General features: G+C 71.1%; 13 protein-coding genes. 5 read left to right on the plus strand and 8 right to left on the minus strand.

What is annotated here, in order from left to right; genetic code table 11:
* Window positions 1-101: 101 nt before the first annotated feature.
* The 6 genes from CCN51_RS39890 to CCN51_RS39915 all read right to left on the minus strand — a co-directional run bounded on the left by CCN51_RS39890 (window position 102) and on the right by CCN51_RS39915 (window position 6,220).
* Complete coding sequence (locus tag CCN51_RS39890; RefSeq protein WP_405381089.1) at window positions 102-1,298, minus strand: methylaspartate mutase; 1,197 nt, start codon at window positions 1,296-1,298, stop codon at window positions 102-104.
* 80 nt (window positions 1,299-1,378) lie between these two features.
* Window positions 1,379-1,858: a cobalamin B12-binding domain-containing protein gene (locus tag CCN51_RS39895; protein ID WP_014173436.1), complete on the minus strand. Its 480-nt coding sequence runs from the start codon at window positions 1,856-1,858 to the stop codon at window positions 1,379-1,381.
* Window positions 1,859-2,345: 487 nt separating this feature from the next.
* Window positions 2,346-3,014, minus strand: a complete 669-nt coding sequence (locus CCN51_RS39900) for a response regulator (RefSeq protein WP_014173437.1) — start codon at window positions 3,012-3,014, stop codon at window positions 2,346-2,348.
* Window positions 3,011-4,366: a sensor histidine kinase gene (locus tag CCN51_RS39905; RefSeq protein ID WP_014173438.1), complete on the minus strand. Its 1,356-nt coding sequence runs from the start codon at window positions 4,364-4,366 to the stop codon at window positions 3,011-3,013. The genes CCN51_RS39900 and CCN51_RS39905 overlap by 4 nt, the downstream gene beginning before the upstream one ends.
* A 25-nt stretch (window positions 4,367-4,391) precedes the next feature.
* Window positions 4,392-5,291 carry an ABC-2 transporter permease gene (locus CCN51_RS39910; RefSeq protein WP_014173439.1) on the minus strand — a complete coding sequence of 300 codons (900 nt, stop codon included), beginning with the start codon at window positions 5,289-5,291 and terminating at the stop codon, window positions 4,392-4,394.
* The gene (locus tag CCN51_RS39915; protein WP_014173440.1) at window positions 5,291-6,220 is read right to left on the minus strand and encodes an ATP-binding cassette domain-containing protein; all 930 of its coding nucleotides are present in this window, start codon (window positions 6,218-6,220) and stop codon (window positions 5,291-5,293) included. The genes CCN51_RS39910 and CCN51_RS39915 overlap by 1 nt, the downstream gene beginning before the upstream one ends.
* A gap of 272 nt (window positions 6,221-6,492) precedes the next feature.
* On the opposite strand from CCN51_RS39915, the gene CCN51_RS39920 reads away from it, so the two are divergent.
* From CCN51_RS39920 to CCN51_RS39940, 5 genes are all read left to right on the plus strand, one after another.
* On the plus strand, window positions 6,493-7,758 hold the full coding sequence (locus tag CCN51_RS39920; RefSeq protein WP_014173441.1) for a glycosyltransferase: 1,266 nt from the start codon (window positions 6,493-6,495) through the stop codon (window positions 7,756-7,758).
* A gap of 52 nt (window positions 7,759-7,810) precedes the next feature.
* The gene (locus CCN51_RS39925) at window positions 7,811-9,988 is read left to right on the plus strand and encodes an ArnT family glycosyltransferase (protein ID WP_014173442.1); all 2,178 of its coding nucleotides are present in this window, start codon (window positions 7,811-7,813) and stop codon (window positions 9,986-9,988) included.
* A 42-nt stretch (window positions 9,989-10,030) separates the two neighbouring features.
* Window positions 10,031-10,780: a response regulator transcription factor gene (locus CCN51_RS39930; protein WP_014173443.1), complete on the plus strand. Its 750-nt coding sequence runs from the start codon at window positions 10,031-10,033 to the stop codon at window positions 10,778-10,780.
* Window positions 10,777-12,327: a HAMP domain-containing sensor histidine kinase gene (locus CCN51_RS39935; RefSeq protein ID WP_014173444.1), complete on the plus strand. Its 1,551-nt coding sequence runs from the start codon at window positions 10,777-10,779 to the stop codon at window positions 12,325-12,327. Before CCN51_RS39930 ends, CCN51_RS39935 begins: the two co-directional genes overlap by 4 nt.
* A 94-nt stretch (window positions 12,328-12,421) precedes the next feature.
* A complete protein-coding gene (locus CCN51_RS39940; RefSeq protein ID WP_014173445.1) occupies window positions 12,422-13,417 on the plus strand; it encodes an MsnO8 family LLM class oxidoreductase in 996 nt (331 codons plus the stop codon).
* A 37-nt stretch (window positions 13,418-13,454) separates the two neighbouring features.
* On the opposite strand, the gene CCN51_RS39945 is transcribed toward CCN51_RS39940, so the two are convergent.
* Window positions 13,455-13,751: an antibiotic biosynthesis monooxygenase family protein gene (locus CCN51_RS39945; protein ID WP_014173446.1), complete on the minus strand. Its 297-nt coding sequence runs from the start codon at window positions 13,749-13,751 to the stop codon at window positions 13,455-13,457.
* A 77-nt stretch (window positions 13,752-13,828) separates the two neighbouring features.
* Window positions 13,829-14,005, minus strand: a complete 177-nt coding sequence (locus CCN51_RS39950; protein WP_014173447.1) for an RraA family protein — start codon at window positions 14,003-14,005, stop codon at window positions 13,829-13,831.
* Window positions 14,006-14,007: the final 2 nt, after the last annotated feature.

The raw sequence follows: 14,007 nt of genomic DNA on the forward strand, positions 1-14,007 counted from the left end.
TGCAGGCCCCCACTCCCCAGCTCGTCGTACGGCAGAGCAGCGCCCCTCCCACCGAGGTGGCGAACGTCAGCGGAGGCTGAACCTGACGCCGTGCGGGGAGTTCACGCCATATCGACGGCCATGGGACTGTCGAATTTCCGGCGCATATACGAGAGATCCTTCAGAAGATCCGCCGAAGTGAACCGCCCGCCACCACCCCGCCGCGGGGAGCGGCCGAGCGGCAGGGCGCCGGTGGACTCCCAGCGCAACCGGCCGTCGCCGTCGATGAAGCTGCGCGTGTCTCCTCTGTTGTCCGGGTGTAAGCAGTAGGGGATGTCCAAATACCCCCTCTTGAAGGCCAGCAGCAGCGCGCGGCCCACGTCGGGGGCGAGGTTGAGCACCGCGCCGACCAGCGCCGCCGCCTCCTCGTACGTACGGGAGTCGGCGTCGTCGTGCGCGCGGGCGCGGGCCGGCGGGACGCGGCCGGCCGCCCAGGCGGCGTACTCCAGAGCGCGCACATTCTCGTCGATGGTGGGGATGCGCCGTGATTCGGAAGCCGTCTTGACGATCAGCCGCTGCGCGCCGCCGACGACCGCGAGCTCCGCCGCCTGCCCGAGCAGACGGTAGGCGCCGTCGAGTGTTTCCGGGTAGAGGCCCATGTAGGTGTAGACGACGACATGCCAGTCGACGGCCGGCAGCAGCTCGCAGCACAGCCGCCGCAGCGCCACGATGGCCTCCCGGTCCTGCGTCGGGTCGGTCTGCTGGGCGTAGCTGACGGACACGCTTCGGATGCCGTGCTGGACGAAGAACAGGGCCTCGAGCACGCTGATGGCCACCAGCTGGCTGGGCGGGCACAGCTGTCCGAGCATGCAGCCACCGAACGTCTCCAGGTGGGGCTCCATACCGGTGTCACGGAGTTGCGCGAAGAGTTCGCAGCTCACCTCCCAGTTGTGTACGGACTCGGACAGCGGTGTGCGGCCGTACGGCAGGCAGTAGGAGACGGGGCCGCCTTCGGTGGCGCCCAGGCGTACGGCGAGCAGTGCGCGGAAGATGTCCACCGGGTTCGCCGAGCCGTGCCGTACCTGTACGGGGAAGTCCTCGCCTTGGACTCCGGACAGCACCTGTGCGGTGGTGGCTGCGTGGTGGCTGACCAACGGGTAGCCGTTGAGGTCGATTCCCTCGCGCAGGGCGGTGGCGACGGCGTCCAGATGTCCCACCCGGGTGTGCGCGTCGACGGTGATGGTGCCGACGGTCCGGGCGGCGGCCCCGCGGGTCGCGGCGAGCCCGGCGCGCATGGTGGCCGGGTCGCTGAAACCCATGCGGGGTTGTACGACGAGTCGGCCATGCGCCGCGCCGGCCCGGACGCACGCTCCGAAGTCCACCACGGCCTACCGCTCGCTCATCGCGCGCCGTGGGCCCGGGCGAGGGGCCGGCCCGGGCTGAGGGTGACCGTGACCGGCAGCGAGGCGGCGAAGGCCCGCAGGGCGGCGGCCGGGTCGCCGCCCTCTTCGACGACCTCGTCGAATCCGGCCGCCAAAAGCTCCTGTGCGCGGGCGCCGTCCGTGCCCTTGACGCCGAGCTTTCCGCCGATCACCACCGGGGTGGCGGTGAGCCGCTGATCGGCTCGCAGTTTCTTGATGACTCGCAGTCCGTCCTGGTAGCCATGGCCGTTGACGCTACTCACCGCGATGAACGCGGGGGCGATTTCGGCGCATCGGGTCACCAGCAGATCGTCGGGGACGCAGGGGCCCAGGTTCACCACGGAAAAGCCCAGTTCCTCGATGAGTAACTGCAGGAACACCAGATTCCAGGTGTGGGAGTCCGAGGCCATCGTGGTCACGACGGCGGTCCGTCTCGTATCGGTTCGCTGGTCGGTCATTTTACCGTTCCCCCTTCTGATAGTTCCATGGGTCTCATACGGCCACCTCGACACGCGTGTGGTCCGCGATGAACAGCGGGAACCGCGGCAACCGCACGCGGGGAAATTGAGAAGAAGCCGGGGGTCGAATTCGTCAACCCGGCCCGGGAAGACATCCGGAGAGTCGACAGGGAATTCCGATAGCCGCAATGCAGCCATCCGGCAGCAAGGACATGATCGACAACACGCAGAAATTCCCCCGCTCCGCGCGAAAAGTGGACATTGTGCCCGCCGGTGCCTTCTCCTACCGGAAAACAGCCCCCGCGTTCCGGAACCTCCGAGAAAAACCCATGAGCGACCTCGCCACCCTAACCCGCGGGGCTGATACGGAGTCAAGGTTTTCTCAACGACGTATTCGTCGCGGTGAAGCTTTTACCCTTTGTCGTTGCGGGCAACTCGCCGCGGCATTCCGCGATTTGCGGCAGAGGGCCGTTTCCGCCCGGCTCGGCTATGACTTGGCCCTGACCAGCCCGGCGTCGTACGCCATGATCACGGCCTGGATGCGGTCCCGCGCCCCGATCTTGGCGAGGACCCGTCCGACGTGCTTCTTCACCGTGGACTCGGTGAGGACGAGCCGTTCGGCGATCTCCGTGTTCGTCCAGCCCTGGCCGATGGCGACCAGGACCTCGCGTTCACGGTCGCTGAGGGTGCGCAGCCGGGGGTCCGCCGGGGCGTGGGCGTCGGCCGGGGCGAGTACCCGGTGGGCGTAGGCGTCCAGCAGACGCCGGGTCAGGCTGGGCGCGACGACGGCGTCGCCGGTGGCGACCGCGTGGATACCGGCCACAAGTTCCTCGGGGCGGGCGTCCTTGAGCAGAAAACCGCTGGCACCGGCCCGCAGCCCTTCGTAGGCGTATTCGTCCAGGTCGAAGGTGGTGACGATGAGCACACGGGTGCGGCCGCCGGCGGCGACGATCCGGCGCGTGGCCTCGAGGCCGTCCATGCCGGGCATGCGGATGTCCATGAGGACGACATCGGGCCGCAGTTGCTCGGCCAGGCGGACGGCCTCGGCACCGTGCTCGGCCTCGCCGATCGGGCTCAGGCCGGGGGTGCCCTCCATGAGCATGCGGAAGCCCATGCGCTGGAGGGGCTGGTCGTCGGCGATCAGCACGGTGGTCATGGCAGATGGTCTCCTGATGCCGACAGGGCAGGCACGTCGAGCGCGACGTCCACGATCCAGCCGTGTCCGGTCTCGCGCGGGCCGATGGTGACGGAGCCGCTGTACATGGCGGCCCGCTGACGGATGCCGACCAGGCCGTGCCCGGAGTCGTCCAAGCCGGTCCGTGGCCCCGACACCGCTCCCACGGGCAGCCCCGGCGGCAGTCCGCTGTCGGCGACCCGTATGCGCACCGTGCCGGCGTCGGCGGTCACGGTGACTTCGGCGGCGGAGCCCGTACCCGCGTGCTTGAGCGTATTGGTCAGGGCTTCCTGGACGATGCGATAGACGGTGAGCTGTACGCCGCTGCTCAACGAGTCGAGGTCGCCGACGGTCCGGTAGGTCACCCGCAGTCCCGCCGCGCGCACCCGCGCCAGCAGCGCTTCCAGATCGCGGATCCCCGGCTGCGGGCTGAGCATCCGTGTGCCGTCCTGCCCCTCGCGCAAGACGCCGAGGACTCGGCGCAGTTCGCTCATGGCCTGGCGGCCGGTGTCGGCGAGGATGCGCAGGGCCTCGGCCGACTGTTCGTTCCTGTTGGTGGCGAGGGTCGCGGCGCCGTCGGCGACACCGACCATCACCGAGAGGTTGTGGCCGACGATGTCGTGCATCTCGCGCGCGACCCGGGAGCGCTCGGCGGCGGCGGTGAGCCGGGCGCGTTGATCGTGCTCGATCTCCAGGCTTCTGGCACGGTCTTCCAAGGCCGCCAGATACATCTGGCGGATCCGGAGCGTCAGGCCGACGGCGATGGCCGCTGTCGCCGTCCCCAGCAGGAAGAAGAGGCCGAGCAGCGGATGTTCGACGGGTACGAGGACGAAAACCGCCAGCGCCGCTTCGGTGGCGGCCAGTGCGCCGGCCCAGCCCAGCAGGCGCAGCGAACCGTGCCGGGCCAGGGTGTACAGGGCGATGAGGGCGCTGATGCCGGCCGACAGCCAGATGCCCAGTGACCACTGGGCCAAGGACACCAGCGCGATCACGAAGTAGGTGACGGCCGGGGCCCGGCGACGCCACCACAGCGGAATGACGAGTGCGGCGGCGAAGGCGCACAAGACACCGAACGGCAGCTGATCACGGGAGTCCCGGCCCCCGAAGGGAGCGTTACCGCTGCCCCACAGCAGGTCGGGCAGGGTGATACAGACGACGATCACTACCACCGCGGTGTCGAGCAGCCACGGATGCCGCTGGTCCAGCCGCTGCCGGTCCCGGCGGCCGCGCATCATGCGACTCAGGAGCGGGTGCGCCCAGGCGGCGTCGAGCCCAGGGGGCGGCGACGCCCCCTGGGCGGTGTCCGCGGCGGCTGCCGGGCGTTCCGCGCTCATGGACACCATTGTCCTCCCGCCCTGGTCAGGCGTCGGTCCGCACGAGCCGGAAGGCGGCCCCGGCGAGGGTCAGCGCCACCCAGCCGGCGAAGACCGCGAGCCCCGCCCCGGGCGTCAGGGCGTCCGATGACTGGTGCAGGGCGTAGACAGCCGACCCCGCGTTGCTGGGGAAGTAGGGACTGAGCGTGTCGTACCACGAGTCGGGCAGCAACGAGGCCAGACCGGGCAGGATGAGCAGCACGCCGACCAGGGCCGCGATGGCCCCGGCGGACGAGCGGATCAGCACGCCCAGGGCCACGCCGAACACGGCCACCAGGCCGAGATAGACACCGGCGCCGGCCAGGGCGCGCAGCACGCCGTCGTCGCCCAGGGACAGCGCGATCTTCTCGCCGTCCAGGCCCGGTACGCCCAGTTGGAAGGCGGCCAGCGCGCCGACGGTGGTGAGGACGAGGGCGATGGGCCCGATCACGGCGGCCTTGGACCACAGGACCGGCAGCCGCCGCGGAACCGCGGCGAGGGTGGAGCGGATCATGCCGGTGCTGTACTCGCCCGCGGACAGCAGCACCCCGAGCACACCGATGGCCAACTGCGCGAAGGACACACCGGTCAGTGCCAGACTGACGGCGTCGCTGTCGACGTCGGAGCTTCCCGGGCCGGGTGGCCCGCTGGTCGCGACGGCGTCGGGACTGTAGGTGTACGAGGCGATCGCCCCGAAGAGGATCAGCAGGACGACGGCGACGCCCAGGGTGATCCAGGTGGAGCGCAGCGACCAGAACTTGGCCCACTCCGAGCGCAGCACACGGATACCGGTCACCTTGTAGGCCGTCCTGGGCGTTGCCGGGACCTTGGGCTCGGGCGCCGCGGAGAGGTTCCGGCCCTTGCCCGGGCCCGGGCGCCGGCTGCGGTGGAGTGCGGTGGTGGGCATCAGGCGGCCTTTCGTTCGGTGCCGGCGGGGGCGCTCTGGTACTCGACGGCGTCGCGGGTGAGGTCCATGAAGGCCGCCTCCAGGGACACGGCCTTGGGGGTGAGTTCGTACAGCGGCACCCCGTGCTGAGCGGCGATCGCCCCGATCTCATGGGCGTCACGTCCGGTGACCAGCAGTTCCTCGGCGGACGACGAGCTGATCGTGACGTCGGGGCCGGCCAGCAGCGGGCGCAGCCTCATGGCCTCGGTGGTGGCGACCTTCACACCGCCGCCACCGGCCTCGCGGGTGAAGTCGCAGGCCGTGGTGTCCGCGAGCAGCCGGCCGCGTCCGATGATCACCAGATGGTCGGCGATCAGCGCGGTCTCACTCATCAGATGCGAGGAGAGCATCACGGCCCGGCCCTCGTCGGCCAGCCCGCGCAGGAGGTTGCGCACCCACAGCACACCCTCGGGGTCGAGGCCGTTGACCGGTTCGTCGAGCATGACGATCGCCGGGTCGCCGAGCAGGGCCGAGGCGATGCCGAGCCGCTGGCCCATGCCGAGGGAGAAGGCGCCCACGCGCTTGCCGGCCACGCTCGTCAGCCCGGCCAGCTCGATGACCTCCTCCACCCGGCGGCGCGGAATGCCGTGGGTGTACGCGAGCGCCATCAGGTGGTTGAAGGCGCTGCGCCCGGGGTGGACGGACTTGGCCTCCAGCAGGGTGCCGATCTCGTGCAGCGGGGCGGCGTGCTTGGCGTAGGAGCGACCGCCCACGGTGACCGAGCCCTTGGTGGGAGTGTCCAGGCCGACGATCATGCGCATCGTGGTGGACTTGCCCGCGCCGTTGGGGCCGAGGAAGCCGGTCACCTCACCGGGCTTGACGGTGAAGCTCAAGGTGTCGACGACCGTCTTGTCGCCGTACCGCTTCGTCAGCTCACGAGCTTCGATCATGGGAGTGGGCCTCTCTCGCATCGAACCGGCCGCCGCGCAAGCGCCGCGGCGTCTGCGATCGACGCTATGGGGGCGGCCGGTGGCAACCCTGGGACCGCGGGGGAATCTTCGGCGCCCGAGTGGTACCGCGGTACCACTGGAACACCCCGGGCCGACGGCTCTCAGCGAGGACCCAGCGGACTCTCGGCGAATTCCCAGCTTGCTGTCGCGGGATTCCCGGCTTGGGCCGCGAGGGTGCAACCCCCACCGTCGCCTCTCCGTACGAGGAATCCATGCCCCAGACCTCCACCCGCCCGGGTGTCGCAGCCGGCTTCCAGCCCGCGGCCCGCCCCGATCCCTCCGACCCGGCCCGAACGGACACCCCGACCGTCGAAGTCGTCGTTCCCGTCTACAACGAGGAGCGCGCGCTGCCCGGTTGTCTGCGCACCCTGCACACCCGGCTGCGTGAGCAGTTGCCGTTCCCGTGGCGGATCACGGTGGCGGACAACGCCAGCGTCGACCGGACCTTCGAGGTGGCCACGGCACTGGCCGACGAGCTGCCCGGGGTGGCGGTGCTCCACCTGGACCGCAAGGGCCGCGGCCTGGCGCTGCGTACGGTGTGGGGGGCGAGCGAGGCCGACATCGTCGTGTACATGGACGTCGACCTGTCCACCGGGCTCGACGGGCTGCTGCCGCTGATAGCGCCGCTGGCCAGCGGCCATTCCGACCTGGCCATCGGCAGTCGGCTCGCGCCGGGCGCGCGGACCGTGCGGGGGCCTCGCCGCGAGTTGATCTCCCGCTGCTACAACGGGTTGATCCGGCTGACCCACGGGGCCCGGTTCAGCGATGCGCAGTGCGGCTTCAAGGCGGCCCGTACCGAGGTGCTGCGGCCGCTGCTGGAGAGGACACGGGACGACGCCTGGTTCTTCGACACCGAACTCCTGCTGCTGGCCGAGCACAACGGGCTGCGCATCCATGAGGTCCCGGTCGACTGGGTGGAGGACGTGGACACCCGGGTCGACGTGGTCGGCACCGCCACCGACGATCTGCGTGGGCTGTACCGGATGGCGCGTCTGAAGGCGTCCGGCGCCGCCCGGGTCGCGCTGCCGCGCCGTCCCGCTCCGGCCGCAGAACACCCGGACGCGGTGCTGGCCCCGGACACCGGCCGCTCCCGGTTCACCTGGGAGGTCGGCTGCTTCGCCGCGATCGGGGTGGCCTCGACCATCGGGCAGGGGCTGCTCTACTGGCTGCTGCGCGGCTGGTGGCCGCCCGCACTGGCGAACCTGGTGTCGCTGCTGGTGCTCACCGTGTTCAACACCGAGGCCAACCGCCGCCTGACGTTCCGCTGGTCGGAGACCGGGGTGGGGCGGGCGCACCTGGGCGCGGGCGCCCTGTTCGTCCTGGGCTACCTGGTCACCTCTGCCGCCGTACTCCTGTACCGCGAGAGCAGTCCGGATGCCTCGACGGCCGCCGAAACGCTTGTGCTGATCGCGTCATCGGTGCTGGTCACCGCCGTGCGTTTCCTCGTGCTGCGGCTGGCCGTCTTCCGGCGCTCATGAGCCCCGCCCCCGCACCCACATCTCTGTCCGGAACAGGAAAGCGAAGCGCACCGTGACCCACATTTCGCAAGAGCCGTCGACCACGCCCGCGAGCGCACCGCCACCACTCGTCGCCGGCCGTACGCTGCCCCGCTGGGCCGCCCCGGCCGCACTCGGAGCGATCCTGCTGCTGGCCGCCGTGCTCTACGGCTGGGCCCTCGGCTCCCTCGGCTGGGGCAACAGCTACTACTCGGCCGCGGTGAAGTCGATGGGGCGCAACTGGACCAACTTCCTCTTCGGCGCGTTCGACCCGGCCGGGGTGGTCACGGTCGACAAACCACCGGCGGCGCTGTGGCCGCAGGTGATCAGCACCAAGATCTTCGGCCTGCACGGCTGGGCGATGCTCCTGCCCCAGCTGCTGGAAGGTGTCGCGGCGGTGTTCGTCCTGCACCGGACGGTACGCCGCTGGGCGGGCGAAGGCGCCGGGCTGCTCGCCGCGCTGGTCATGACGCTCACGCCGATCACCGTGGCCATCAACCGCGACAACAACCCGGACACGCTGCTGGTACTGACCCTGGTCGCGGCGGCGTACGCGCTGACCCGGGCGCTGCAGGCCCCGGCCGCCGGTCGGACGGCCCTGTGGTGGCTGTGCGGCAGTGGCTTCCTGATCGGCGTCGGGTTTCTGACGAAGATGCTGGCCGCCTGGATGGTGCTGCCGGCCCTCACGGCGGCCTGGCTGATCGGCGCGGCCGGGACCTGGCTCGTCCGCGTGCGCCGGCTGCTGATCGCGGGAGCGGTGGTGGCGGTGTCCTCGCTGTGGTGGGTGGCCATGGTGGCGCTGTGGCCCGGCGACCGCCCGTACATCGGCGGCAGCGAGGACGGCTCGGCCTGGGACCTGGTGATCGGATACAACGGGCTCGGCCGGATCTTCGGCGAGAGCGGTGCCGAAGGCCCGGGCGGCGGGGTCTCCTTCGGTGGCGCCGCCGGTCTCGGCCGGCTCTTCAACGACCAGGTCGGCGGCCAGATCAGCTGGTTGCTGCCGCTCTGCGGGGTGGCCTTGGGCGTGGCGGTTGCCGTGGCGGTGCTGCGCCGCCGCGGCGGCACGGCCACGGGCGAGCCACTGGCCACCTCCGGGTGGGTCCTGTGGGGGACCTGGCTGGTGGTGTGCGGGCTCGTGTTCTCCACCCAGGAGGGCACTTTCCATCCGTACTACACGACGCAGCTGGCCCCCGCCGTCGCCGCGCTCACCGCGGGCCTTGTGACCGCGCTGGTCCGCGCCCATCGGGCCGGTGCGCGCTGGGCCCTGCCGACGGGGACCGGGGCGGTCCTGGTCTCGATGCTCTGGGCGGTCGTCCTGATCGAGCGGCAGTCGTCGTGGCACGGCTGGCTGGCGTGGCTGGTGGTGGTCGTCGGCCTCGTCGCGATCGCGCTCCTGCTGCTCTCGGGGCTGCGCCGCCGACTGCTGCCGACCGCGCTGGGCGGCGCCGTTCTGGCGGTGCTGCTGGCGCCCGGTGCCTGGGCGGTCAGTGTGCCCGGGTCCACCTCCGCCATGGGCGGCGCCAATCCCATGGCCGGACCGGCTGGGGGCATCCCGTTCGGCTCGGGTTCCTTCCCCGGTGGAGGCTCCGTCCCCGGGGGCTTCGAACTGCCCGGGGGGTTCGGCGGCGGCACGGGTGGCAGGCCGGAGGGCATGCCGTCAGGGATGCCTTCCGGGATGCCTTCCGGGATGCCCGGCTTCGGCGGTGGCAGTGGCGACAACGGCAGCCCGGGTGGCATGGGTGGCATGGGCCGGCTTTTGGGAGGCACCGACCTCACCGCCGATCAGCGCAGGATCCTCGACTACGCAGTCGAGCACTCCGGCTCCGCCCGGATCAGCCTCGCCGTCGAAGGGGGCGCCACTGCCGCGTCCACGTACATCCTGAACAGCGACGCCACGGTCATCGGCATGGGCGGCTTCATCGGCACCGACAACGCGCCCTCCGTCAACCAGCTGAAGACATGGACCAGCCAGGGCAAGCTGCGCTACGTCCTGGGCTCCGACTCACGCTCGGGTGGCATCCGCTTCGGCCCGATGGCGGGCGGCGGCGACAGCCCCGCCACCGAGCGCTCCAAGTGGATCAAAGACAACTGCACCAAGGTCCCGGCCTCCGCATACGGTGGTCGCGCCAGCGGCTCGGCCGGCAAGGATTCCGGACCGACCGGCATGATGGGAATCGGCACCACCCTGTACGACTGCGCCGCCCAGAAGTAGCCGCCGAGAAGTAAGCGACGGCAGAACGGACCGCCGAACGACATGGCCGAGCAGCCCGCCACCCAGCTCACCCACCGCATCCTCGTCGTCGAGGACGACCCCGGCATCCGCTTGCTGCTGGAGTCGGCCCTGGGCCTGTCCGGATACCAGGTGAGCAGCGCCGCCACGGGGCACGACGCCCTGCTGGGGGTCGAGCGCTTCCGCCCCGACCTCCTGTTGCTCGATGTGATGCTGCCCGACCTCGACGGCTTCGAGGTCACCCGAAGCCTGCGCGCGGTCGGCGTACGCACACCGGTCCTGTTCCTGACGGCCCGCACCGAGGTCGGCGACCGCATCGCCGGCCTCGGTGCGGGCGGCGACGACTACGTCGGCAAGCCGTTCAGCATCGAAGAGGTGCTGCTGCGCATCCGCGCCATCCTGCGCCGTACGGGGCACGATGTCCCGTACGAGATGGGCGAGGACGAGGCCGAGGTGCTGCGCTACGCGGACCTCGAACTGGACGAGCGGGCACACGAGGTCCATCGGGCGGGGCAGTACATCCCGCTGTCCCCGACCGAGTTCAAGCTGCTGGCCTTTCTGATGGAGAACCCCAACCGGGTGTTGAGCAAGAGCCAGATCCTCGACCGCGTCTGGGGCTATGACTTCTCCGGCGACGGCCGCATCGTCGAAACGTATGTGAGATACCTGCGGCGCAAGATCGACCACCTCGATCCGCCGCTGATCCACACCCAGCGTGGCGTGGGGTACTGCCTGCGCCTGCCGCGCGACCACACCCCGCGGACCGAGGGATGATCCGCCGGACCCGGCTGCGCGCGGGGCGGCCCGGATCGTTGCGCAGCCGCCTGGTGTGGGGTGCGGCGCTGCTGGCCGCCGTGGCGGTTCTCGCCGCTCAGACCATCGGATTCCTGGTGCTGCGCTCATGGCTGCTCAACCGCGTCGATCAGCAGCTCGACGACTTCGTCCTGCCGCAGCAGGCCTTCGCCCGTGACGCCTATCCCGATCAGGTGCCCCCGCCGCGGAACCCCGGCTCGGTGAACCTGCCCTCCGACTTCCGCCTCACCTTCTTCGACGCGGCGGGCCACAAGCGGGGCATCCTCGGCGGTGGCAAGGCCCCGGGGCCGGATCTGCCGGATTCCGTCGGCCGGTTGCAGCCGGCCGACGGCCGCCCGGCCACCGTTCCGGCCGTCTCCGGTGACGGCCACTGGCGGATCGAGAAGAAGGCCGCACCCGATCACACCTCATATGTCGTCGCGCTGCCCCTGGACACGTTCGACGGTGCGACCTCCAAGCTGCTGTGGCTCAATGCCATCGTGCTGGCCGCCACCCTCACCGGTCTGATCGCGCTCAGCCGATGGGTCGTCCGGATCGGGCTGCTGCCGCTGACCCGTATGGAGCGCTCCGCGCAGGACATCACGGTCAGCGATCTGAGCCTGCGGCTGCCGGACACCGACCCCCGCACCGAGACGGGCCGCCTCGGCACCGTGCTGAACACGATGCTGGACCGGCTGGAACAAGCCCTCCGGGAACGCGAATCCTCCGAGGCCCGGCTGCGCCGGTTCGTCGCCGACGCAGGACACGAACTGCGGACCCCGCTGACGTCCATCCAGGGCTTCGCCGAACTGGCCCTGCGCCATGAGGGCCGGTCGAGCGCCGAACGGCGCGAGGCCGACCGGCTGATCGTCCAGAACGCCGAGCGGATCAGCCTGCTGGTCGACGATCTCCTGCTGCTGGCCAAGCTGGACAAGGAGCCCGACTACCGCAGCGAGCGGGTCGATCTGCTGTCGGTCGCCGCCGACTCCGTGAGCGCGGCAGCGCACCAGAGCCACGGACACCCGATCAGGCTGGGCGCCCTCGGCGCCGGGACGGTCGCCGGCAAGGATGAGGACGAGGAGGAGTTGGAGCTGGCCGAGACGACCGGCGATCCCCACCGGCTGCGGCAGGTCGTGGGCAACCTGCTGTCCAACGCGCTGACCCACACTCCGCCCGGGACGAGGGTGGACGTACGCGTCGGCACCGGCCGGGCCGGCCCCACGTCCGGCGGCACGGACCGCCCCGGCCGGACGAGCCCGTCGCCACCGCTGCGGGCAGGGGCGCGGATCTGCGTGCTGGAGGTGGCGGACCAAGGCCCCGGACTGTCCCCGGAAGCCGCCGAGCGGGTCTTCGAACGCTTCTACCGGGTCGACCCGTCCCGCTCCCACGACCACGGCGGGTCCGGCCTCGGCCTGGCCATCGCGAGCGCGATCGCCCAAGGTCACGGCGGCCGGCTGGAGCTCGAGACGGCCATGGGCCGCGGCAGCGTCTTCCGGCTCGTGCTGCCCGCGGATTCCGGTACGCCCTGAGGCGCGCGCCAACCGCCTTGCCTCAAGCCCGTGGTCGGGCCCCTCGTCGGGCGAACAGCCGCCCGAGGCGACCGGTACTCCCTATGCTCGCTGCATGATCGACCTGCCGCTCTCCGCGCTGGAAGTCGCCATGGTCCAGGCCGGTGCGCGGGCCGTGGACACGCTGCGCGACACCACTGCCTTCGCCCAGCGTCTCGACGCCCTCGGCTACCGTCGGCTCTGGTACGCCGAGCACCACCACTCCCCCGCCATCGGCGCGTTCCCGCCCGTGGTCCTGACCGCCCACGCGGCCGCGTCGACATCGGCCATCCGCCTGGGCTCGGGAGGCGTCCTCGCGCCCAACCACGCCCCCATCATGCTGGCGGAGCAGTTCGGCACACTCGCCGCGCTGCACCCCGGCCGGATCGATCTGGGCGTCGGCCGCGGTCCCGGCACCTTCGACGAGTCCACCGCCCGGGCGCTGCGGCGCGGCGCCGGGCCGACGACGGACGACGAGTACCGGGACGATGTGGCGTCGACGCTGCGGTTCCTGGTCGACGAGGTCGCGCTCGGCCCGCTCCCGGAGCCGTGGCTGCTGTCCTCCAGTACCGCCGGTGCCGCGCTCGCCGCGGAACTCGGCCTGCCCATCGCCTTCGCCCACCACATCCGTCCCGACAACACCCTGGCCGCGCTCGACCGCTACCGCGCCCACTTCTCTCCCTCCCCGTGGTGTGACCGCCCCCGCGTGCTGGTGTGCGTGGAGACGGTGTGCGCCGAGACTCAGGAGGAGGCGATACGGCTGGCCGGCCCGATGAACGTCGTCAAGGCCGGGCTCCTCAAGGGACACAGCGAGATCCCGTTCCCCACCCCCGCCGAGGCGTCCGCGCACCCGTTCACCGAGGAGGAGCGGCAGACGCTGGCGGCCTTCGGGGCCCAGCAGGCGCATGGCACACCCGAGACCGTCGTGCGGCGCCTGGCGGAACTGGCGGACGCGACCGGTGCGGACGAACTGATGCTGGTGACACCGGTCTACGCGTTGGCGGCCCGGCTGCGGTCGTACGAACTCGTCAAGCAGCATGCCCAGGGGCCACGTCCGTCTGCTCCCCGCTGACGGTGGTGGCCGGGACCGGTTCGGTCCCGGCCGCCGGTCATGGGGCAAGGACGGAGCGTACGTGCTCGACCTGCGGCGCAGCGGCGAAGTACGGGCCGGCGAGGGCCCGCCACCGGGTGAAGGCGTCGGACTGGCGGAAGGTCACGGTGTGGTGTTCGACGGTTTCCCACCGCACCATGAGCCGGTAGCGGGACGGTTCCTCGACGCTGCGGGTGAGGTCGATTCCCTCGCAGCCGTCCGCGGCGAGGAAGAGCGGGACGGCCTCGGCCACGGCCTTCTCGAACTCCTCCTCGCTGCCGGGGCGGACCTCGATCTGGGCGATCTCCGTGATCATGCTCTTCTCCGTCTTCAGTCGGTGATCCCGGTCGCCACGAGGGTACGGGGTGCGTCCACGCAGGCGTAGATCCGCACCTACCCGATCGACGTGGTTGCCGGAAGCAGCACCACCCCGTCCTCGTCGGCGTCCCGGACCGCGCCGAGGATCACGACGCCGGCCCAGCCGTTGTCCCGGGCGCGCTCGGCCATGAGGTCGCCGAGCAGGGCGGTGTGCAGGGAGGCGCGGCCGTCGGAGACAGAGCCTACAGGCATTA

This window comes from Streptomyces milbemycinicus (genome assembly GCF_002154605.1).
GTDB lineage: Bacteria > Actinomycetota > Actinomycetes > Streptomycetales > Streptomycetaceae > Streptomyces > Streptomyces milbemycinicus.

Coding starts and splice junctions, on each gene's coding strand:
- CCN51_RS39890 (WP_405381089.1), bottom strand. CDS start 1,298: ATGGGTTTCAGCGACCCGGCCACCATGCGCGCCGGGCTCGCCGCGACC.
- CCN51_RS39895 (WP_014173436.1), bottom strand. CDS start 1,858: ATGACCGACCAGCGAACCGATACGAGACGGACCGCCGTCGTGACCACG.
- CCN51_RS39900 (WP_014173437.1), bottom strand. CDS start 3,014: ATGACCACCGTGCTGATCGCCGACGACCAGCCCCTCCAGCGCATGGGC.
- CCN51_RS39905 (WP_014173438.1), bottom strand. CDS start 4,366: ATGAGCGCGGAACGCCCGGCAGCCGCCGCGGACACCGCCCAGGGGGCG.
- CCN51_RS39910 (WP_014173439.1), bottom strand. CDS start 5,291: ATGCCCACCACCGCACTCCACCGCAGCCGGCGCCCGGGCCCGGGCAAG.
- CCN51_RS39915 (WP_014173440.1), bottom strand. CDS start 6,220: ATGATCGAAGCTCGTGAGCTGACGAAGCGGTACGGCGACAAGACGGTC.
- CCN51_RS39920 (WP_014173441.1), top strand. CDS start 6,493: ATGCCCCAGACCTCCACCCGCCCGGGTGTCGCAGCCGGCTTCCAGCCC.
- CCN51_RS39930 (WP_014173443.1), top strand. CDS start 10,031: ATGGCCGAGCAGCCCGCCACCCAGCTCACCCACCGCATCCTCGTCGTC.
- CCN51_RS39935 (WP_014173444.1), top strand. CDS start 10,777: ATGATCCGCCGGACCCGGCTGCGCGCGGGGCGGCCCGGATCGTTGCGC.
- CCN51_RS39940 (WP_014173445.1), top strand. CDS start 12,422: ATGATCGACCTGCCGCTCTCCGCGCTGGAAGTCGCCATGGTCCAGGCC.
- CCN51_RS39945 (WP_014173446.1), bottom strand. CDS start 13,751: ATGATCACGGAGATCGCCCAGATCGAGGTCCGCCCCGGCAGCGAGGAG.
- CCN51_RS39950 (WP_014173447.1), bottom strand. CDS start 14,005: ATGCCTGTAGGCTCTGTCTCCGACGGCCGCGCCTCCCTGCACACCGCC.